The following is a 21,012-nucleotide window of genomic DNA, read 5'->3' on the forward strand; positions in this document are numbered from 1 at the left end:
TCCGTGCCGGGAGAACCGCAGGCCGACTGCCTGTTCTGCAAGATCGTGAGCGGGGACGTGCCCGCGACCATCGTCCGGGAGACCGACACGACGGTCGCGTTCCGCGACATCAACCCGCAGGCCCCCACGCACGTTCTCGTCATCCCCAAGGCCCACTACCAGGACGCGGCCAGCCTCGCGGCCGGGGCACCGGAACTGTGCGCGGACATACTGCGTGAGGCGGGCGCGGTCGCCGCCGACGAGAAGGTGGACGGTACCGGCTACCGCATCGTCTTCAACACCGGTTCCGGCGCGGGCCAGACGGTCTGGCACGCCCACGCCCACGTACTCGGCGGCCGCGGCTTCAACTGGCCGCCCGGATAAGCCCACCCGTCGCCCACCACCCTCAACGGGCGCTTCGCGCCGCGGGACAGTCCCTTGTCACAACGAGAACTCATCGTCCTGGGCACCGCCAGCCAGGTGCCCACCCGGCACCGCAACCACAACGGCTACGTGCTGCGTTGGGACGGTGAAGGCATCCTGTTCGACCCCGGCGAAGGCACTCAGCGGCAGATGCTGCACGCCGGGGTCGCCGCGCACGACCTCACCCGGATCTGCGTCACCCACTTCCACGGCGACCACTGCCTGGGGCTCGCCGGGGTCATCCAGCGCATCAACCTCGACCGCGTTCCGCACCCGGTAACCGCGTACTACCCGGCCAGCGGACAGCGGTTCTTCGAACGCCTGCGGTACGCCACCGCGTACCGGGAGACCGTGCGGCTGCGCGAGCAACCCATCGCGCAGGGCGGCGCGTTGACCACCACCCAGGGCTTCACGTTGTACGCCCGCGGGCTGGACCACCCGGTGGAGTCCTTCGGGTACCGCCTGGTGGAGCCGGACAGCCGGCGGATGCTGCCCGAGCGGCTCGCCGAGCTTGGGATCCAGGGGCCGGACATCGGGCGGTTGCAGCGCGAGGGCGAGTTGCGCGGGGTGCTGCTGGAGGACGTCAGCGAGCCGCGGCGTGGGCAGCGGTTCGCGTTCGTGATGGACACACGGCTGTGCAACGCGGTCTTCGCCCTAGCCGAGGACTGCGACCTGCTGGTCATCGAGTCGACGTTCCTCGACGAGGACGAGCCGTTGGCCACCGAGCACGGCCACCTGACGGTGGGGCAGGCCGCCCGGGTCGCCGCGTTCTGCGGGGTGCGGCATCTGGTGCTCACGCACTTCTCGCAGCGGTACCCGGATCCCGCGGTCTTCGCCCAGCAGGCGCGGGCCGCCGGTTTCACCGGCGAGTTGACCATCGCCCGGGACCTGGACCGTATCCCGGTGCCCAAGCGGGTCTAGGCCGCGGTGCGCTAACCGCCGGTCCGGTCCGTCGGGGTTCGCGCCGTCGTGGTGGAAGGGGTGCCGGGGGCAGACCCCCAACGCCCCCGAAACCAGGGGGTGAAGCCCCAAGGGCCTACGCGTCCGCTGACGAGTCCTCGTCGGACGAGTCCGCCAGATGCCAGTGGAGATCGCGGATCCCCGGCTCCAGGGACAGCCTGGAGACGAGTTGCTCCAGGCCCCGGGCCGGGTCGCCGGTGACGCTCACCACCGCCTGGAGGCGGGTGCTCTCCGACTGGTCGCGGCGGGCCCGCAGCGCGGTCGGGGCGAGCCCCACCGCGCCGAGTGCCTGAAGCAGCAGTGCGCGGATGTGCGTCTCGTCACGCCGGTCGCAGACCAGATGCACGGTGGCGTGCGCCGGACCGGTGTCCGGGTCGTCCTGCGGCACCCGGTCGATCAGCCGCCCGGCGGGCCGCAGCAGCAGATGGACGCCGATGACCGCCAGCGTCCCCAGCACGGCCAGCGCCAGCCGGCCGGAGGCGGCCAGCACACCGACCGCCGCCGAACACCACAGGGTGGCCGCCGTGTTCAGCCCCCGTACGCTCGCGCCCTCGCGCAGGATCACCCCACCGCCGAGGAAGCCGATGCCGGAGACCACATAGGAGGCCACCCGGGTCGGGCTGCCGGTGTCCCCGGCCGCCACGCTGTAGAGCACGAACAGCGTCGCGCCCGTCGCGACCAGGGCGTTCGTCCGCAGCCCGGCCATCCGGGCGCGCCACTGCCGCTCGACGCCGATCAGTGCGCCGCAACCCAGGCCGGTGATGAGCCGGACGACGAAGTCCGCGGTGGACAGGGCGTGCATGGGCGCACCTCCTCGAAGACGGGGGCGGGACGGATCCGGCCCGCTCGGAACAGCTCTTTGCGTGCTCACGCGAGCATATCGACGGCACATTACGATGGCGGAATGCCTGCGAAGCCCCTGCCCAAGGCCGAACTTCACCTGCACATCGAAGGCACCCTCGAACCCGAGCTGGCATTCGCCCTCGCCGAGCGCAACGGTGTCACCCTGCCCTACGCCACCACCGAGGAACTGCGCCGCGCGTACTCCTTCAAGGACCTTCAGTCCTTTCTGGATCTGTACTACGCGTTGATGGCCGTGCTGCGAACCGAGGATGACTTCGCGGAGCTGGTCGACGCCTATCTGGCCCGCGCCGCCGCACAGGGTGTGCGGCACGCCGAGATCTTCTTCGACCCGCAGGCGCACACCGCGCGCGGGGTGCCGATCGGCACGGTCATCGAGGGGCTCGCCCGCGCACTGGACGGCAGCGAGACGCGGTACGGCATCAGCACCCGGTTGATCATGTGCTTCCTGCGCGACGAGTCCGGGCAGTCCGCCCTGGAGACCTTCGAGGCCGCCAGACCGCATCTGCACCGCATCTGCGGGGTCGGGTTGGACTCCGCCGAGGTCGGCAACCCGCCGTCGAAGTTCCGGGAGGTCTTCCAGCGCGCGGCGGACGCCGGACTGCACCGGGTGGCGCACGCGGGCGAGGAGGGGCCGGCCGAGTACATCACCGAGGCGCTGGACGTCCTCGGCGTGGAGCGGATCGACCACGGGCTGCGCTGCCTTGAGGACCCGGCGCTGGTCGAGCGGCTGGCCCGGGACCGGGTGCCGCTCACCGTGTGCCCGCTGTCCAACGTGCGGCTGCGTTGCGTCGATCGGCTGGCCGACCATCCGCTGCCCGCGATGCTGGCCGCCGGGCTGCTGGTCACCGTCAACTCCGACGACCCGTCGTACTTCGGCGGCTACGTGGACGACAACTTCACCGCGATCCGCGAGGCGCTGCGCCTCGACGACGAGACGCTGCGGATGCTGGCCGCCAACTCCTTCCGTGCGGCGTTCCTGGACGACCGGGCCAGGCACGACTACCTGGCGGAGGTGGCCTCCCACACGTTCGCCCGGTGACCGCGGCCCTTGGGGCACCCGAACCGCCGTCACCCACCGCGCACTTCAGATAGCGTTCCGCTCGTGTTCATTCGCGATGCGGGCGCCGTATGAAGATCCTCGTCGCCGACCTGGACGGCACACTCCTCGGCGGCAGTACGGAGGACCGGCGCGCGCTTCGCGCCGCGCTGGACCACCACCCGGACGTCACGGTGGTCTTCGCCACCGGCCGAGGACTGCCCTCGGTCCGCGGGGCGCTGCGCGACCCGCTGCTGCCCCGGCCGCGCTGGATCATCGCCGACGTCGGAGCGAGCGTCATCGACGGCGCCGACCTGACCCCGGTCACCGCGCTGCAGCGGCGGCTGCGGGCCGGCTGGCCCGGCGCCGAACGGGTGCGCGCCGCGCTGTGCCGCTTCCCGGAACTGGTCTACCAGGACGGGGTGGCGCAGGACGCCCGCTGCTCGTACTACCTCGCCCCCGAGCGGCTGACGCCTGAGATCACCGACGCGGTACGGGAGTTGGGCTGCGGCTGGCTGTACTCGGCGGAACGCTACTTCGACGTGCTGCCGCCGGGCGTGGACAAGGGCGCCGCGCTCGCGGCGCTGGCCGGCGAACAGAACTGGCCGATGACCTCGGTGCTGGTCGCGGGGGACTCGCTCAACGACCTGTCGCTGTTCCGGCTCGGCGCGCACGGTGTGGTGGTCGGCAACGCCGAGCCCGACTTGCTCGCGGCGGTTCCGGCGGACGGCACCGTGCTGTGTTCCGACCGGCCCGGAGCGGCCGGTGTGCTGGCGGGACTGGAGGAAAGCGGCTGGGTGGAGCGCCGGTATCCGCTGGTCGTCGGCTACCACCGGCCGCCGGTGCACTGGACGCCCGACGGATGGCGGCAGCCGTCAAGCCCGAACGGCATCCTGCCCACCCTGCGCAGTGCGCTCACCGGCGACCCGGGGGCGGTGTGGGCGACGGCCGCGGTCCTCGACGGCGACGACGCGCCCGTCCTCGACGGGCACGGCAGCGGGCTGCCGCTGGCATTCCTGCGGTTGGACCCCGAGGAGTGGGCCGGGTACTTCCACCGTGCCTGCAAGGAGACGCTGTGGCCGCTGCTGATGTCCCAGCCCGAGCGGCTGCGCTTCGACCCGGACGCCTGGGCGTCCTACCGCCGGGTCAACACGCGGTTCGCCGAGCACATCAGCGACCACGCCGCCGTTGGCGCGACGGTCTGGCTGCACGACTACAACCTGTGGCTGGTGCCGGGACTGCTGCACACCGCGCGGCCCGATCTGCGGCTCGGACTGTTCCACCACACCGCGTTCCCGCCGCCGGATGTCTTCGACCGGCTCCCCAACGCCGCCGAGGTCCGTGCCTCCCTCGGCCGCCTGGACTGGGCCGGATTCCACACCGCCGACTTCGCCGAGCACTTCCGGCGGACCCTCGCGGGCGTACCCCGGCCGCCGCGACTCGGCGTGCATCCGCTGGGCATCGACCGCGACGCCATCGAGGCACTGGCCCGCGACCGTATGCCGCGACGCGCGGCGCAGGACGGGCCGCTGGTGCTCTCCGTCGAGCGGCTGGACTACGCCAAGGCGCCGGTGCAGAAGGTCGAGGCGGTGGCGGCGCTGCTGGCCCGCTGCCCGCGACTGCGCGGCCGACTGCGGTTCCGGCTGGTGTGCCCGCCCCCGGAACCCGGCATCACCGCCTACGACATGACCCGGGCCGCCCTCGAACGCCGCGTCACCGAGGTCAACGGCGCCTGGGCGAGCGGCGGTTGGCGGCCCGTCGAGTACCTGCCGCACAACCTGCCGTTCGCCGAGGTGATCGACCACTACCTCGCCGCCGACGTGTTCTGGGTGACCTCCTTACAGGACGGCATGAACCTCACCGCCAAGGAGTTCATCGCCGCCCAGGCCGCCTGCGGGCTGAGCGGGGTGCTGGTGCTCTCCCGGCATACCGGTGCCGCCGCGCGGCTGGGCGGCGCGGCACTTCTCACCGACCCGGGCTCGCCCGAGGACCTCGTCGACACCCTCCACCGGGCCGTCACCCTCGCCCCCGCGGAACGCCGCGCCCGGCTGGCCCGTCTCGCCCGGCTCCTGGGACGCGAACACCCCGCGCAGTGGGCGGCACGGATCATCGCCGCGATCCAGGGCCAGGGACCGGACCGGCGGACGGGGTCACTTGATGCCCGCCCGGTCCAGGATGCGGGCGGCCACCGTCACCGAGTCCACCAGCGGGTGCGTGGCCATCGCACGCAGCGCGGCGGTACGTGAACCGGTCTGCGCCGCCTCGATCGTGGCCCGCTCGACCGCCTTCACCGACAGCATCAGCCCCGCCTGGTGGGCGTCCGGGGCGGCGACCGGCAGCGGCCGTACGCCGTCCGCGTCGACCGCACAGGGCACCTCGACCACGGCGTCGGCGTCCAGTACCCCGACCGTCCCGGCGTTGGGCACGTTGAGGATCAGCGTGGCGCGTTCGTCGTGGGCGATCGCCCGCATCAGGGCGAGCGCCACCCGGTCGTAGCCGCCGCCCTCCAGGTCCTCGGCGTCCCGCTCCCAACCGCCGGACGCCGCACGGCTCGCGGCGCCGTAGGTCACCTCGCGCTCCAGGCGGGTGCGCTCCCACAGCTCGGGGGCGTTGGCGGGCTCCGCCGCCGCGCGCCTGAAGAACTCGGCCTGCTGGCGTTCCAGGAACTCACCGCGGGTGGTCTCGGCGGACCGGACCGCCTCGATCGCCTCACGGGTGAAGTAGTAGTAGTGCAGATACTCGTTGGGAATCGAGCCCAGGGTGCGCAGCCACCGCGGGCCGAACAGCCTGCCCTCCTCGAACGAGGCCAACGCCGCCTCGTCGTCCAGCAGTTGGGGCAGCAGGTCACGTCCGCCGGACTCCAACCGGCGCAGCCAGCCGAGGTGGTTGAGGCCCACGTAGTCGTAACCCACCGTGTCCGGATCGGCTCCCGCGGCCCGTGCCGCCCGCCGTACCAGGCCCACCGGCGAGTCGCAGATGCCGATCACCCGCTGCCCCAGCACACGGTGCATCGCCTCCGTCACCATCCCCGCCGGATTGGTGAAGTTGATCACCCAGGCGTCCGGCGCCACCACCCGCACGCGCTCGGCGATGTTGACCGCCTCCGGCAGTATCCGCAGCCCGTACAGCACGCCGCCCGCGCCCACCGTCTCCTGGCCGAGGACGCCCTCGGCCAGCGGGATCCGCTCGTCGCGCACCCGGCCCGCCATGCCGCCCATCCGGATCGCGGAGAAGACGAAGTCCGCGCCGCGCAGCGCGTCGTCCAGGCTCTGGGCGATCCGCACGATGGGCGCGCCGGGAGCGCTGTGCGCCTGTGCGGCCAGTACGCAGGCGATCACCGACAGCCGCTGGTGGTCGGTGTCGTACAGCACCAACTCCTTGACGGCACCCGGCGATCCCGGCTCCGCGAACAGGGACCGGTACACCAGCGGGACGCGGAAACCGCCACCGCCGAGAATCGTCAGCCGCATACTGCCTCCTTCTTCGGTTCGCTTCCGCGCCCCCGCGGCGGGGGCGCGGAACGAGTACGCCGTCCGCGGGCCGGTGGCCGCGGGGAGCGATGCCCACCGGTTCCCTCTTCGACTCCTTCCGGCGGCAGCCTGGGCGTGCGTCCTGTAATGCTGCCTTCACCGCGTACCCCGTTCTTCTGGGGCACAGTGTGCAGCACGCGATCACGCGCACGCCGGAAGGAGCCACTGGTGGCAGACCAACCCGTCCTCGACCCGCTCGCCGCGGTCCGCACCCCGGCCGATCCGGCGACGGATGTGTATCTGACCGGAACCGTGTTCCTGGACATCATCTTCACCGGCCTGGACAGCGCCCCGGTGCGCGGTACCGAGTCCTGGGCCCGGGGCATGGGCTCCAGCCCCGGTGGCGTGGCCAACATGGCCACCGCGCTCGCCCGGTTGGGCCTGCGCACCTCGCTCGCGGCGGCGTTCGGCGACGACATGTACGGCGACTACTGCTGGGAGAGCCTGGAGCAGGACGAGGGCATCGACCTGTCGCTGTCCCGGCGGGTGCCCGGCTGGCACTCTCCGGTCACCGTCTCCATGGCGTACGAGGGCGAACGGACCATGGTCAGCCACGGCCACGAGGCGCCGCCCCCGGAGGAGCCCGCGCCGGTGTGCCCGCCGCCCGCCCGGGCCTGCGTGGCCTCCCTGAGCCCCGGGCGCCGGGAGGAGTGGATCGGGCACGCCGCCCGGCACGGCAGCAGGATCTTCGCCGACGTCGGCTGGGACGACTCGGGGCGCTGGGACCCCGGAGACCTGTCCGACCTGCGGCACTGCGAGGCGTTCCTGCCGAACGCGGCCGAGGCGATGCGCTACACCCGCACCGAGTGCCCGCGCCGAGCCGCCCGCAAGCTCGCCGAACTGGTGCCGCTGGCGGTCGTCACTTTGGGCGAACAGGGCGCTTACGCGGTTGACTCGGCGAGCGGTGAGGCCGCGGAGGTGCCCGCGCTCACCGTGGACGCCCTCGATCCGACCGGCGCCGGTGACGTGTTCGTGGCCGGGTTCATCGCCGGAACGCTCGCCAACTGGCCGCTCGTCAACCGGCTCGCCTTCGCCAGTCTGACCGCGGCGCTGTCCGTCCAGGAGTTCGGCGGCTCGCTCGCCGCCCCCGGCTGGATCGAGATCGCCGCCTGGTGGCAGCACGCCAAGCACTACGACGACCAGGACCGCACCGCGCTGCGCCGCTACGCCTTCCTCGACGACCTGCTGCCCACCGCCGCCCGCCCCTGGCCGCTGCGCCGCGCGGTGCCGACCATCGGCTTCCGGCAGCAGTAGTGACCCCGTCCAGTGCTACCGGAGGGCGAGCGGCGATCGTCCGGATCGACGCGGGCTGGATCCCGCGCGTCCAGCCCGCGTCGATCCGGGTCATCCGGTCGGAAAAGGCCGCCCTGCGTCGCACCGCGCTCGCGCTGCGCGGACGGGCGGTCCGAGCGGTCCTTGGGAACCGGGGCGGAAAACCTCTCGGGCCTGACCGCGGCGCGTCGTACCCTTGAACCCCAGGCCCTAACAGGCATGTCGAGTACGGAAGCGGGACCAGAAGGCCGCAGAGCCTCGCCCATGACACAGACACCCACGCAGCAGCAACCGCAGGCGCGCGCACACTTCGTCGTACCGGCCAAGCACCCCATGGTCACCGTCCTGGGATCGGGTGATTCGCTGCTGCGCGTGATCGAGCGGGCGTTCCCCACCGTGGACATCCATGTACGTGGCAATGAGATCAGCGCTGCCGGGAACTCGGCGGAAGTCGCCCTGGTGCAGCGCCTTTTCGACGAGATGATGCTGGTGCTGCGCACCGGCGCGCCGATGACGGAGGACGCAGTGGAGCGGTCGATCGCCATGCTCCGGCAGGACAGCGGACCGGACGGGCTGGAGGAGACCCCCGCCCAGGTCCTCACCCAGAACATCCTCTCCAGCCGCGGCCGCACCATCCGCCCCAAGACGCTCAACCAGAAGCGGTACGTCGACGCGATCGACAAGCACACCATCGTCTTCGGCATCGGCCCGGCCGGTACCGGCAAGACCTATCTGGCGATGGCCAAGGCCGTCCAGGCGCTCCAGTCCAAGCAGGTCAACCGGATCATCCTCACCCGGCCCGCCGTGGAGGCGGGCGAGCGGCTCGGCTTCCTGCCCGGCACGCTCTACGAGAAGATCGACCCGTACCTGCGCCCGCTGTACGACGCGCTGCACGACATGATCGACCCCGACTCGATCCCCCGGCTGATGGCGAACGGCACCATCGAGGTCGCCCCGCTCGCCTACATGCGCGGCCGTACCCTCAACGACGCCTTCATCATCCTCGACGAGGCCCAGAACACCTCCGCCGAGCAGATGAAGATGTTCCTGACCCGCCTGGGCTTCGACTCCAAGATCGTCATCACCGGCGACATCACCCAGGTCGACCTGCCCGGCGGCACCAAGAGCGGGCTGCGGCAGGTCGTGGAGATCCTGGACGGCGTCCAGGACGTCCACTTCGCCCGGCTCACCAGCACCGACGTGGTCCGCCACAAGCTGGTCGGACGGATCGTGGACGCCTACGAGGCCTATGACAACCGCAACGGCAGCCATACCCGCGGCGGCCGGGCCAGCAAGGGAAAGTAAAAGACACCGCACCATGGCGATCGACGTCAACAACGAGTCCGGCTGGGAGATCGACGAGCAGTCGGTGCTCGAAGTCGCCCGTTACGCACTCCAGCGCATGCGCATCCACCCCATGTCAGAGCTCTCGATCATCGTCGTGGACGCCGACGCCATGGAACAGCTGCACATCCAGTGGATGGACCTGCCAGGTCCCACCGATGTGATGTCCTTCCCGATGGACGAGCTGCGTCCGCCGGGCAAGGACGACGAGGAGCCGCCGCAGGGCCTGCTCGGCGACATCGTGCTGTGCCCGGAGGTGGCCAAGAAGCAGGGCGAGCAGGCTGCCACCCAGCACTCGATGGACGAGGAGCTGCAACTGCTCACCGTCCACGGCGTGCTGCACCTGCTCGGCTACGACCACGAGGAGCCGGGCGAGAAGGCCGAGATGTTCGGCCTGCAGAAGGCGATCCTGGACGACTGGCGCGCGGAGCGCGGCGTCGAAGGGCCCTCCCCGGCCCCCACCATCCACTGACCGCCGTGATCATCGCAAGCGTCCTTCTTGTCGTCATCGCCTGGCTCGCCGCCTGTGCCGAGGCGGGCCTGGCCCGCACCTCGCGGTTCCGCGCGGAGGAGGCGGCCAGGGCCGGGCGGCGCGGCAGCGCCAAGCTGTTGGCGGTCGCCTCCGACCCCACCCGCTACCTCAATGTGGCGCTGCTGGTGCGGGTCGGCTGCGAGATGGCCGCCGCGGTCTTCATCACCGCGGTCTGCCTGCGCTCCTTCGACCGGACCTGGCAGGCGCTGACCGTCGCCATCGCTGTGATGGTGCTGGTCAGCTATGTCGCGGTGGGCGTCTCACCGCGCACCATCGGCCGCCAGCACCCGCTGAACACGGCCACGGCCGCCGCGTACGTGCTGCTGCCGCTGGCCCGCATCATGGGGCCGGTGCCCAAGCTGCTCATCCTGATCGGTAACGCGCTCACCCCCGGCAGGGGCTTTCGGCAGGGACCGTTCGCCTCCGAGGCGGAGCTGCGCGCCCTGGTCGACCTCGCCGAGCAGGACTCGCTGATCGAGGACGAGGAGCGCCGCATGGTGCACTCGGTCTTCGAACTCGGCGACACGATCGTGCGCGAGGTGATGGTGCCGCGCACCGACCTGATCATGATCGAGCGGACGAAGACGCTCCGTCAGGCGCTCACCCTCGCGCTGCGCAGCGGCTTCTCGCGCATCCCGGTCACCGGTGAGAACGAGGACGACGTGGTCGGCATGGTCTACCTCAAGGACCTGGCGCGGCGCGTGCACATCAACCGCGAGTCGGAGAACGATCCCGTCACCACGGTGATGCGGCCCGCCACGTTCGTTCCCGACACCAAGAACGCGGGCGACCTGCTGCGCGAGATGCAGCGGGACCGCAACCACGTCGCGGTCGTCATCGACGAGTACGGCGGTACCGCCGGGATCGTCACCATCGAGGACATCCTCGAGGAGATCGTCGGCGAGATCACCGACGAGTACGACCGCGAACTGCCGCCGGTCGAGGACCTCGGCGACGGCAGCTTCCGCGTCACCTCCCGGCTGGACATCGGCGACCTCGGCGAGCTGTACGGGGTGAAGCTGGACGACGAGGACGTGGAGACGGTCGGCGGTCTGCTCGCCAAGGCCCTTGGCCGGGTGCCGATTCCGGGCGCCAGCGCGGTGGTGGAACTGCCCGAGGAGGCCGGGTACTCGCCCCACGCGCCGGGGGCACTGCGCCTTACGGCGGAGTCCCCGTCGGGCCGCAGGAACCGGATCGGCACGGTGTTGGTGGAGCCCGTCGAGGTTTCGAGGGGTTCGGGGGAGTAGCCGACTCACCGGCGTCGCGGCGCACGAACTGTTCGCCGCCAGCGAGGAGTTCGCGGAGCCGCCGGCGCGCGGTGACGTGCGGCCCAGTGGGCGGATGGTGAAGGAGATTCCGCATCCGGTCGGCTCGCCGCGTTTCGAGAGAAGCTCCAGCGGCCGTCCTCGCCGGAGGGGCGTCGGGAAACCCTCCGCCCGCTGGTCGGCTCAACGTCCGCCGTATGCTCGCTCCATGAGCGACGCAGCAGCCATCGACCCCGAGGACCGCAAGATCATCACGCTGGCCCGCTCGGTGCGCGCCCGCAACGGCGTGCCCGAGGGCGCGGCGGTACGGGACGAGACGGGCCGTACGTATGTGGCCGGGACGGTGGACCTGGCCTCGCTGAGGCTGAGCGCGCTGGCCACCGCCGTCGCGATGGCGGTGGCCAGCGGCGCGAAGTCCCTGGAGGCGGCGGCCGTGGTCAGCGACGCGGAGGCCGTCCCGGCCGAGGACCAGGCGATCGTCCGCGACCTGGGCGGTTCCGGCACGCCCGTCTTCCTGGCGGCGGCGGACGGTAACCTGCGCACCCGTCTGGAGGCATGACGCGGCCGGACCATCGCCGCCCATCAGGGACAATGGGCGGCATGAGCGTTCGCACAGATTCCCCGCAGAACTCCCACCGGGCCGGTTTCGCCTGCTTCGTCGGTCGGCCCAACGCGGGCAAGTCCACCCTCACGAACGCTCTGGTCGGCCAGAAGGTGGCGATCACCTCCAACCGTCCGCAGACCACCCGGCACACCGTGTGCGGCATCGTGCACCGCCCGGACGCCCAGCTCGTCCTGGTGGACACCCCCGGACTGCACAAGCCGCGCACGCTGCTCGGCGAGCGGCTCAACGACGTTGTGCGGACCACCTGGTCCGAGGTCGACGTGATCGGCTTCTGCCTGCCCGCCGACCAGAAGCTCGGCCCCGGTGACCGGTTCATCGCCAAGGAACTGGCGGAGATCAAGAAGACCCCGAAGGTCGCCATCGTCACCAAGACCGACCTGGTCGACTCCGAGCAGCTCGCCGCCCAGCTGATCGCCATCGATCAGCTCGGCAGGGAACTCGGCATCGAGTGGGCGGAGATCGTTCCGGTGTCCGCGGTGGGCGACAAGCAGATCTCGCTCCTCGCCGACCTGCTGGTTCCGCTGCTCCCGGAGGGGCCCGCGCTCTACCCCCAGGGCGACCTCACCGACGAGCCGGAGCAGGTCATGGTGGCCGAGCTGATCCGCGAGGCGGCCCTGGAGGGCGTACGGGACGAGCTGCCGCACTCGATCGCGGTCGTCGTCGAGGAGATGCTGCCGCGCGAGGGCCGTCCGGAGAACAAGCCGCTGGTCGACGTGCACGCCAACATCTACATCGAACGCCCCAGCCAGAAGGGCATCATCATCGGCCCCAAGGGCGCCCGCCTGAAGGAGGTCGGCACCAAGGCCCGCAAGCACATCGAGGCGCTTCTCGGCACCCCGGTCTTCCTGGACCTGCATGTGAAGGTCGCCAAGGACTGGCAGCGCGACCCCAAGCAGTTGCGGAAGCTGGGTTTCTGAGCCGACCGGCGGCGGGCGGCATCGACTCCGGCCGCCAGGCTCAAGGAGGCGGGGTGAGGGCCCTCACGCCCGCTCGCCCAACACCCTTGCGATCAGCTCGCGTTGGGGTGCGGACAGGTGGGGGTCCGCGCAGTACGCCTTGATGCCGTCCACCTCGAGTTCGTAGTTGAAACCGTCCGGCACCCCGGCCGGCCGGTCCGGTCGGCCGTCCGACAGGGCGGCCACGGCCAGGGACCGCAGCCGCGCCTCGTCGTGGCGGCCGGTGGTGTCCAGCTCCGCCCGACGGGTGATCCCGGCGAATCCGCCGGTTCTCGTCACCGCTATCCGCATGCTCTACGCCTACCCCTGCGACGAGGACGGCGCACCCTCGGGGGCCGCCTGCCGGGGGAGTGCGGCGCTGGCCGCCACGCCGACCTGGGACCAGGCCTTGAGCACCGCCTGGTGCTCCTCCCCGTCCCCGTACCGGGCGTGCGCCGCCGCCGCGGTGGCCCTGGCGAAGTCGGCGAAGTCGGCGTCCGACGCGAGCCGGCCGCCGGTGAGGGTGTCGTACCAGATCTGCCCGGCGCGCTCCCAGCTGTGCCCGCCGAGCGTGGCGGCTACCAGGTAGAAGGCGTGGTTCGGGATGCCGGAGTTGATGTGCACGCCGCCGTTGTCCTGCGAGGTGCTGACGTAGCCGTCCATGGTGGCGGGCTGCGGGTCCTTGCCGAGCGCCGGGTCGTCGTAGGCGGTCCCCGGCGCCTTCATCGAGCGCAGCGCGACCCCGTGGATCCCGGGTGCGAGAACGTCCGCGCCGATCAGCCAGTCGGCCTGGTCGGCGGTCTGCCCGAGCGCGTACTGCTTGATGATCGAGCCGAACACGTCGGAGACCGACTCGTTGAGCGCCCCGGACTGCCCGAAGTACTGGAGGTTCGCCGAGTACTGGGTGACGCCGTGCGTCAGCTCGTGCCCGATCACGTCGACGGACCCGGTGAAGTCCTGGAAGATCCGCCCGTCCCCGTCGCCGAAGACCATCTGCCTGCCGTCCCAGAAGGCGTTGTTGTAGCCCTGCCCGTAGTGGACGCTGGCGTTCAGGGGAAGGCCCCGGCCGTCGACGGAGTGCCGTCGGTACGCCTTCAGATAGAGCTCGAAGGTGGCGCCGAGCCCGTCGTAGGCGTGGTTGACCGGCTGGTCCTTGACCGGACCCGCGCCCTCCGCGCGCACCTTGGCACCGGGCAGCGTCTGCTCGTGCCCGGCGTCGTAGATGGTGCGGTTCGGCCGGTCGGCCACCGTTTCGGCGACGGCGGACTCGACGGCCACCGGGGCGCCGATCCGACGCCGGGTGCGGTGCACGGCGTCCAGCTCCAGCGTGTACCGCGCCGGAACGTGCACTTCGGGATCCTCGTGCCGGGCGAGCGACTCCAGCAGGTGCGGCGGGACGATGGGGCAGAAGACGGGACGGTGGGCAGGCACGTTGGTCATGCCCCGCAATCTGGCATCGCGTAGCAGCGTTGTCACGGTACGTGCCCGTAATTGACGAGAACGAGTGGAAGATTCGGGTTTACCCCCTGTTGGCCCGCCGTCTTGCATACTGAGAGGAACCGGGCTTCTCCTGTGCGCCGTGGTGCCTGCCGGGCTAGGCTTCCCACACCATGCGTTTCGGGCTGCTTCTTCTTAGCTGCCGCGGCGAGGGCCTGTAGTCGAGGCCGACCCCCTCCCCGCGGAGTTCGGTGATGCGCGAATCCCGCCCCCGTCGGCCGCCCGAGCCAACAGGACTCTGGAGCCTCACAGCATGAGCAGCACCCCCAACAGCGTCGGCAGGCCCACGCCCATCACCGCCGCCACGGTCCGCCAGCGCCCGTCCGGGATGCCGATCCACCGCTACCGCCCGTACGAGGCCGTGCGGATCCCCGACCGCACCTGGCCGGAGAAGCGGATCACCAAGGCGCCGCGGTGGCTCTCCACCGACCTGCGGGACGGCAACCAGGCGCTGATCGACCCGATGTCCCCGACCCGCAAGCGGGCGATGTTCGACCTGCTGGTCAGCATGGGCTACAAGGAGATCGAGGTCGGCTTCCCCTCGTCCGGTGAGACCGACTTCGCGTTCGTGCGCTCCATCATCGAAGAGGGCGCGATCCCGGAGGACGTGACGATCTCCGTCCTGACCCAGGCCCGCGAGGAGCTGATCGAGCGCACCGTGGAGTCGCTGCGCGGCGCGCCGCGCGCCACCGTGCACCTGTACAACGCGACCGCGCCGCTGTTCCGCCGGGTGGTCTTCCGCGGCGGGCGCGAGGAGACCAAGCAGATCGCGGTGGACGGCACCCGGCTGGTGATGGAGTACGCCGACAAGATCCTCGGCGACCAGACGGTCTTCGGCTACCAGTACAGCCCGGAGATCTTCACCGACACCGAACTGGACTTCGCGCTGGAGGTCTGCGAGTCGGTGATGGACGTCTGGCAGCCGGAGAACGGCCGCGAGATCATCCTCAACCTGCCCGCAACGGTGGAGCGTTCGACCCCGAGCACGCACGCCGACCGGTTCGAGTGGATGTCGCGGAACCTCTCCCGCCGCGAGCACGTCTGCCTGTCCGTGCACCCGCACAACGACCGCGGCACCGCGGTCGCCGCCGCCGAGCTGGCCATCATGGCCGGGGCCGACCGCATCGAGGGCTGCCTGTTCGGCCAGGGCGAGCGCACCGGCAACGTCGACCTGGTCACCCTGGGAATGAACCTGTTCTCCCAGGGAGTTGACCCGCAGATCGACTTCTCGCGGATCGACGACATCCGCCGCACCGCCGAGTACTGCAACCAGATGGAGGTCCACCCGCGCCACCCCTACGCGGGCGATCTGGTCTACACCGCCTTCTCCGGCTCCCACCAGGACGCCATCAAGAAGGGCTTCGAGGCGCTGGAATCGGACGCGGCGGCGCAGGGCAAGGGCGTTGACGAGATCGAGTGGGCGGTGCCCTACCTGCCCATCGACCCCAAGGACGTGGGCCGTTCCTACGAGGCCGTGATCCGGGTCAACTCGCAGTCCGGCAAGGGCGGTATCGCCTACGTACTGAAGAACGACCACAAGCTGGACCTGCCGCGCCGGATGCAGATCGAGTTCTCGAAGATCATCCAGAACAAGACCGACGCCGAGGGCGGCGAGGTCACCCCGGCCGAGATCTGGGCGGTCTTCCAGGACGAGTACCTGCCGATGCCGGACAACGCCTGGGGCCGGATCGCGCTGCGCTCCGCGCAGACCTCGACCACCAACGACGGCGGCGACGCGCTCACCGTCGAGGCGGTGGTGGACGGCACCGAGACCGTGCTGACCGGTACCGGCAACGGCCCGCTGGCCGCCTTCGTCGACGCGCTGGCCGCCACCGGGGTGGACGTACGGGTCCTGGACTACGCCGAGCACGCGCAGACCGAGGGAGCGGCGGCCCAGGCCGCCTCCTACGTGGAGTGCGCGATCGACGGCAAGGTGCTGTGGGGTGTCGGCATCGACGCCAACATCGTGCGCGCCTCGATCAAGGCCGTGGTCTCGGCGGTCAACCGCGCGTACCGCGACTGACCCGACGGACGACCCGCGCGGTCCCGGCCACCAACGCGGCGGCCGGGACCGCGTTTTCGTGACCGGATGAGTACGCGGTACTGACCGCACGTCATCTGTGTGGCTAACATCACTCCAACACGGCGCCGTTGCCGGAGCGTTACTTCCGCGCTGAGCCGCGCTGCGCTGCCTCCGGCGCCCGTGCCGTGGAACGCGATCGGACATCGCGGAAGTTCGCACGTGCCAGGACGAGCCGCCGGAGGGTGCATCGTGGGCCTGCCATCGCTGGAACCGCGCTGTCGGGGCCGATTCGGCTGGGGGGTGCGCACCGTCTGGCACACCGAGGGCGACGGTGAGTTCTACTGCCCCAACTGCGGCGGCGACCGCAACTACTGCCGCCGCACCGGTGTGCGGCGGTTCACCGTGCTGGGCATCCCGCTGCTGTCCCGCGGCTCGGCGGGCACCATCGCCGAGTGCGGCGTCTGCCACCGCCGCTACGGGCTCGACGTACTGGACGCGCCGACCAGCAGCCGCTTCTCCGCGATGCTGCGGGACGCGGTGCACACCATCGCCCTCGCGGTGCTCACCGCGGGCGGCGCCGGATCCCGGCAGGCCCGGCAGACCGCGCTGGAGGCGGTGCGCGAGGCCGGGTTCAGCGACTGCACCGAGGACCAGCTGATCGGTCTGCTGGCCGCGCTCGCCGCGGACGAGGGGCGGCTGCCCGGCTCGTACGACTCGCTGGCCGGCGCCCTGGACGGTTGCGGGACCTGGCTGTCGATCGAGCTGCACGAGGCCCTGGAACCGCTCACCAGGCACCTCGCCCCGCAGGGCCGGGAGCGGGTGCTGCTCCAGGGCGCCCGCATCGCGCTCGCCGACGGTCCGTACCTGCCCGCCGAACGCGAGGCGCTGGCCGCCGTCGGCCGCTCGCTGCGGCTGCCCGCGGAGGACACCGACCGACTCCTGGAGGCCGCCGCCCGCACCCCGTCGTAGGCGACAATGGCTCCATGCTGCGTTCTTCCGGGGGACCGCCCCCGCACCCCCGGCCGAGCCTCCGTGGCGGCGGGCGATGAGCCTGTTCCGCGACGACGGCGTGGTCCTGCGCACCCAGAAGCTGGGGGAGGCCGACCGGATCGTCACCATCCTCACCCGGCGCCAGGGCCGAGTGCGCGCGGTGGCCAGGGGAGTGCGGCGCACCAAGTCGAAGTTCGGTGCCCGGCTGGAGCCGTTCTCCCATGTCGACGTGCAGTTCTTCGCCCGCGGCGGGGAACTGGTGGGCCGCGGGCTGCCGCTGTGCACCCAGGTCGAGTCGATCGCCGCCTACGGCAGCGAGATCGTCACCGACTACGCCCGCTACACCGCGGGTACGGCGATGCTGGAGACCGCCGAGCGGTTCACCGATCACGAGGGTGAACCCGCCGTGCAGCAGTACCTGCTGTTGGTCGGCGGGCTGCGTACGCTGGCCGGCGGGGCGCACGATCCGCGGCTGGTGCTGGACGCCTTCCTGCTGCGTTCGCTCGCGGTCAACGGCTACGCGCCCAGCTTCGAGGCCTGCGCCAAATGCGGACTGCCCGGTCCGAACCGTTTCTTCTCGGTCGCATCGGGCGGAGTGGTGTGCGGCCAGTGCCGGGTACCCGGCAGCGTCGTACCCTCTCCGGAGTCGCTGGAACTGCTGGGCGCGCTGCTCACCGGGGACTGGGAGACCGCGGACGCCTGCGAGGACCGCCACTCCCGGGAGGGCAGCGGGATCGTGGCCGCGTACCTGCAGTGGCATCTGGAGCGCGGGCTGCGTTCGCTGCGGTTCGTGGAGAACGCCGCGGGCCTGGGGCGAAGCCCGCAGACCTTCTAGAAACAGGAAAGTAGGGAACAACGCACATGGCACGTCGTGGGATCCTCGGCCGGGGCCGACGCGAGTACCAGACGCCGGAGCCGCACCCGTCGGGCGCGCGGCCGCCGAAGATCCCCGGCGAGCTGGTGCCCAACCATGTCGCGATCGTCATGGACGGGAACGGCCGCTGGGCGAAGCAGCGCGGCCTGCCGCGCACCGAGGGCCACAAGGTCGGCGAGGGCGTTGTGCTCGACGTGCTCAGGGGCTGCATCGAGATGGGCGTCAAGAACCTCTCGCTGTACGCCTTTTCCACGGAGAACTGGAAGCGGTCGCCGGAGGAGGTCCGCTTCCTGATGAACTTCAACCGCGATGTGATCCGGCGTCGCCGCGACGAGATGGACGCGATGGGCATCCGGATCCGGTGGACCGGACGGATGCCGAAGCTGTGGAAGTCCGTGGTCCAGGAGCTCCAGGTCGCCCAGGAGCAGACCAAGGACAACGACGTCATGACGCTGTACTTCTGCGTCAACTACGGCGGCCGGGCGGAGATCGCGGACGCGGCGGCGAAGCTGGCGGCGGACGTCAAGGCGGGCCGACTCGACCCGTCCAAGGTCAACGAGAAGACTCTGGCCAAGTACATGTACTACCCGGACATGCCGGACGTCGACCTGTTCGTCCGCCCGTCCGGTGAGCAGCGCACGTCCAACTACCTGATCTGGCAGAGCGCTTACGCGGAGATGGTGTTCCAGGACGTTCTCTGGCCGGATTTCGACCGCCGCGACCTGTGGCGGGCGTGTCTGGAGTACGCCTCCCGTGACCGGCGCTTCGGCGGAGCGGTGCCGAACCCGGACGGACTCGGGGCTTCGGGGGCCTAGCCCCGGAAGTGGTCCGGGGCGCGGCTTCGCGACGGGGGAGCCGGGGGCCTCGCCCCCGGAACCACCTCGACTACTTCCGCGCGCACTCCGCGCAGGTGCCGAAGATCTCGATGGTGTGGTCCACGTCCACGTAGCCGTGCTCGGTGGCGATCGCGTCGGCCCACCTCTCGACCGCGGGACCCTCGACCTCGACGGCCTTGCCGCAGCCGCGGCAGACCAGGTGGTGATGGTGGCCGCTGCTGCACCGGCGGTAGACGGCCTCGCCGTCGCTGGTGCGCAGCACGTCCACCTCACCGGCGTCGGCGAGCGACTGCAGGGTCCGGTAGACGGTGGTCAGGCCCACCGAGTCGCCGCGGTGCCGCAGCAGATCATGCAGTTCCTGGGCACTGCGGAACTCGTCGACCTCCGCGAGGGCGGCCGACACGGCAGCGCGCTGGCGGGTGGCGCGTCCCTGGACGGGGGGGTTGGCGGTGGCCACGGTCTCGTCCTCCTCGTTCCGGCTCGCTCCCATTGTGCCAGTGGTTGATGATCGTAAAGCGAATCCGATTTGGTCAGGAGCCCTCGGGCGCCGGTAACCTGAGTTATTCGCTGGGCCGCAGCGGATCCCACATTGACAGCTTCGTCGTACTGAAGAGAGCACCGTGGCCGCCGACAAGATCGACACCATCGTCAGCCTGAGCAAGCGCCGTGGCTTCGTCTACCCCTGCTCCGAGATCTACGGTGGTCAGCGCGCCGCCTGGGACTACGGACCTTTGGGCGTGGAGCTCAAGGAGAACATCAAGCGTCAGTGGTGGCGCTCCATGGTCACCTCGCGCGACGACGTGGTCGGTATCGACTCGTCGGTGATCCTCGCCCGCGAGGTCTGGGAGGCGTCCGGGCACGTCGCCACCTTCACCGACCCGTTGACCGAGTGCACCTCCTGCCACAAGCGCTTCCGCGCCGACCACCTGGAGGAGGCGTACGAGGCCAAGCACGGCCGGATGCCCGCCAACGGGCTGGCCGACATCAACTGCCCCAACTGCGGCAACAAGGGCGGCTTCACCGAGCCCAAGCAGTTCTCCGGCCTGCTCTCCACCCACCTCGGCCCGACTCAGGACTCCGGCTCGGTGGCCTACCTGCGGCCGGAGACGGCGCAGGGCATCTTCACCAACTTCGCGGCCGTGCAGCAGACCTCGCGCAAGAAGCCGCCGTTCGGCATCGCCCAGGTCGGCAAGTCCTTCCGCAACGAGATCACTCCGGGCAACTTCATCTTCCGCACCCGCGAGTTCGAGCAGATGGAGATGGAGTTCTTCGTCAAGCCGGGCGAGGACGAGAAGTGGCACGAGTACTGGATGGACCAGCGCTGGAACTGGTACCGCGACCTGGGCCTCCGCGAGGAGAACATCCGCTGGTACGAGCACCCGAAGGAGAAGCTCTCCCACTACTCGAAGCGCACCGCTGACATCGAGTACCGCTTCAACTTCGGCGGTACCGAGTTCTCCGAGCTCGAAGGCGTGGCCAACCGCACCGACTACGACCTGAACGCGCACTCCAAGGCCTCCGGCCAGGACCTGTCGTACTTCGACCAGGAGGCGGGCGAGCGCTGGACCCCGTACGTCATCGAGCCGGCGGCCGGTGTCAACCGCGCCATGCTCGCCTTCATGCTCGACGCGTACAACGAGGACGAGGCGCCGAACGCCAAGGGCCAGATGGAGAAGCGCACCGTGATGCGCCTCGACCCGCGCCTCGCCCCGGTCAAGGTCGCCGTGCTGCCGCTGTCCCGCAACCCGCAGCTGTCTCCGAAGGCCAAGGGCCTCGCCGCCGACCTGCGGAAGAACTGGAACATCGAGTTCGATGACGCGGGCGCCATCGGCCGCCGCTACCGCCGCCAGGACGAGATCGGCACGCCGTTCTGCGTCACGATCGACTTCGACACCCTGGACGACAACGCGGTGACGGTGCGCGAGCGCGACACCATGAAGCAGGAGCGGGTCTCGCTGGACCAGGTACAGGCCTACCTGGGCGGCCGTCTGCTCGGCTGCTGACGCGTACGGCGAAGGGGCCGGAGG

The 21,012-nt window shown here is 70.8% G+C and carries 20 protein-coding genes; 15 read left to right on the forward strand and 5 right to left on the reverse strand.

Annotated elements, in window-relative coordinates; all coding sequences use genetic code 11:
• The first annotated feature begins 3 nt into the window (after nucleotides 1–3).
• On the forward strand, nucleotides 4–363 hold the full coding sequence (locus P3G67_RS03215) for a histidine triad nucleotide-binding protein (protein WP_276092097.1): 360 nt from the start codon (nucleotides 4–6) through the stop codon (nucleotides 361–363).
• Between the two features lie 54 nt (nucleotides 364–417).
• Entirely contained in the window at nucleotides 418–1,323 is a 906-nt protein-coding gene (locus P3G67_RS03220; RefSeq protein ID WP_276092098.1) for a ribonuclease Z, read from the forward strand.
• A 115-nt stretch (nucleotides 1,324–1,438) separates the two neighbouring features.
• On the opposite strand, the gene P3G67_RS03225 is transcribed toward P3G67_RS03220, so the two are convergent.
• Nucleotides 1,439–2,164: an MgtC/SapB family protein gene (locus tag P3G67_RS03225; RefSeq protein WP_276092099.1), complete on the reverse strand. Its 726-nt coding sequence runs from the start codon at nucleotides 2,162–2,164 to the stop codon at nucleotides 1,439–1,441.
• A 102-nt stretch (nucleotides 2,165–2,266) separates the two neighbouring features.
• Here P3G67_RS03225 and P3G67_RS03230 point away from each other — a divergent pair, with 102 nt between their 5' ends.
• Nucleotides 2,267–3,265 (forward strand): adenosine deaminase, encoded by a 999-nt coding sequence (locus P3G67_RS03230; RefSeq protein WP_276092100.1) that lies wholly within the window; start codon nucleotides 2,267–2,269, stop codon nucleotides 3,263–3,265.
• An 89-nt stretch (nucleotides 3,266–3,354) separates the two neighbouring features.
• Nucleotides 3,355–5,508, forward strand: a complete 2,154-nt coding sequence (locus P3G67_RS03235; protein WP_276092101.1) for an HAD-IIB family hydrolase — start codon at nucleotides 3,355–3,357, stop codon at nucleotides 5,506–5,508.
• Here the strand turns inward: P3G67_RS03235 and P3G67_RS03240 are convergent.
• Complete coding sequence (locus P3G67_RS03240; protein ID WP_276092102.1) at nucleotides 5,413–6,732, reverse strand: 6-phospho-beta-glucosidase; 1,320 nt, start codon at nucleotides 6,730–6,732, stop codon at nucleotides 5,413–5,415. The genes P3G67_RS03235 and P3G67_RS03240 overlap by 96 nt on opposite strands.
• A gap of 228 nt (nucleotides 6,733–6,960) precedes the next feature.
• On the opposite strand from P3G67_RS03240, the gene P3G67_RS03245 reads away from it, so the two are divergent.
• From P3G67_RS03245 to era, 6 genes are all read left to right on the forward strand, one after another.
• On the forward strand, nucleotides 6,961–8,046 hold the full coding sequence (locus P3G67_RS03245; protein ID WP_269854062.1) for a carbohydrate kinase family protein: 1,086 nt from the start codon (nucleotides 6,961–6,963) through the stop codon (nucleotides 8,044–8,046).
• A gap of 282 nt (nucleotides 8,047–8,328) precedes the next feature.
• Nucleotides 8,329–9,369 (forward strand): PhoH family protein, encoded by a 1,041-nt coding sequence (locus P3G67_RS03250; protein ID WP_269854063.1) that lies wholly within the window; start codon nucleotides 8,329–8,331, stop codon nucleotides 9,367–9,369.
• A 13-nt stretch (nucleotides 9,370–9,382) separates the two neighbouring features.
• Nucleotides 9,383–9,880, forward strand: coding sequence for an rRNA maturation RNase YbeY (gene ybeY / locus P3G67_RS03255; RefSeq protein WP_269854064.1), 498 nt, complete (start codon nucleotides 9,383–9,385; stop codon nucleotides 9,878–9,880).
• Between the two features lie 5 nt (nucleotides 9,881–9,885).
• Nucleotides 9,886–11,187: a hemolysin family protein gene (locus P3G67_RS03260; RefSeq protein ID WP_391858180.1), complete on the forward strand. Its 1,302-nt coding sequence runs from the start codon at nucleotides 9,886–9,888 to the stop codon at nucleotides 11,185–11,187.
• A gap of 226 nt (nucleotides 11,188–11,413) precedes the next feature.
• Nucleotides 11,414–11,764: a cytidine deaminase gene (locus P3G67_RS03265; protein ID WP_276092103.1), complete on the forward strand. Its 351-nt coding sequence runs from the start codon at nucleotides 11,414–11,416 to the stop codon at nucleotides 11,762–11,764.
• A gap of 41 nt (nucleotides 11,765–11,805) precedes the next feature.
• Entirely contained in the window at nucleotides 11,806–12,747 is a 942-nt protein-coding gene (gene era / locus P3G67_RS03270; RefSeq protein ID WP_391858181.1) for a GTPase Era, read from the forward strand.
• A gap of 63 nt (nucleotides 12,748–12,810) precedes the next feature.
• Here the strand turns inward: era and P3G67_RS03275 are convergent, their stop codons facing one another.
• Entirely contained in the window at nucleotides 12,811–13,077 is a 267-nt protein-coding gene (locus tag P3G67_RS03275; RefSeq protein ID WP_276092105.1) for a protealysin inhibitor emfourin, read from the reverse strand.
• A 9-nt stretch (nucleotides 13,078–13,086) separates the two neighbouring features.
• A complete protein-coding gene (locus P3G67_RS03280; protein WP_276092106.1) occupies nucleotides 13,087–14,205 on the reverse strand; it encodes a M4 family metallopeptidase in 1,119 nt (372 codons plus the stop codon).
• A 310-nt stretch (nucleotides 14,206–14,515) separates the two neighbouring features.
• Between P3G67_RS03280 and leuA the strand changes: the two genes are divergently transcribed.
• The 4 genes from leuA (at nucleotide 14,516) to P3G67_RS03300 (ending at nucleotide 18,964) form a co-directional block, all read left to right on the forward strand.
• Nucleotides 14,516–16,285, forward strand: coding sequence for a 2-isopropylmalate synthase (gene leuA, locus P3G67_RS03285; protein WP_276092107.1), 1,770 nt, complete (start codon nucleotides 14,516–14,518; stop codon nucleotides 16,283–16,285).
• Between the two features lie 249 nt (nucleotides 16,286–16,534).
• Nucleotides 16,535–17,254 carry a TerB family tellurite resistance protein gene (locus P3G67_RS03290; RefSeq protein ID WP_391858182.1) on the forward strand — a complete coding sequence of 240 codons (720 nt, stop codon included), beginning with the start codon at nucleotides 16,535–16,537 and terminating at the stop codon, nucleotides 17,252–17,254.
• Between the two features lie 76 nt (nucleotides 17,255–17,330).
• Nucleotides 17,331–18,110 carry a DNA repair protein RecO gene (gene recO / locus P3G67_RS03295; protein ID WP_269854070.1) on the forward strand — a complete coding sequence of 260 codons (780 nt, stop codon included), beginning with the start codon at nucleotides 17,331–17,333 and terminating at the stop codon, nucleotides 18,108–18,110.
• Between the two features lie 26 nt (nucleotides 18,111–18,136).
• The gene (locus P3G67_RS03300) at nucleotides 18,137–18,964 is read left to right on the forward strand and encodes an isoprenyl transferase (RefSeq protein ID WP_269854071.1); all 828 of its coding nucleotides are present in this window, start codon (nucleotides 18,137–18,139) and stop codon (nucleotides 18,962–18,964) included.
• A 70-nt stretch (nucleotides 18,965–19,034) separates the two neighbouring features.
• Here P3G67_RS03300 and P3G67_RS03305 read toward each other — a convergent pair whose 3' ends face one another.
• Entirely contained in the window at nucleotides 19,035–19,442 is a 408-nt protein-coding gene (locus P3G67_RS03305) for a Fur family transcriptional regulator (protein WP_276092417.1), read from the reverse strand.
• A 163-nt stretch (nucleotides 19,443–19,605) separates the two neighbouring features.
• On the opposite strand from P3G67_RS03305, the gene P3G67_RS03310 reads away from it, so the two are divergent.
• On the forward strand, nucleotides 19,606–20,988 hold the full coding sequence (locus P3G67_RS03310) for a glycine--tRNA ligase (RefSeq protein ID WP_269854072.1): 1,383 nt from the start codon (nucleotides 19,606–19,608) through the stop codon (nucleotides 20,986–20,988).
• The last annotated feature ends 24 nt before the right edge of the window (nucleotides 20,989–21,012 follow it).

It is taken from the genome of Streptomyces silvisoli (assembly GCF_029269905.1).
GTDB classification, from domain to species: Bacteria; Actinomycetota; Actinomycetes; order Streptomycetales; family Streptomycetaceae; genus Streptantibioticus_A; species Streptantibioticus_A silvisoli_A.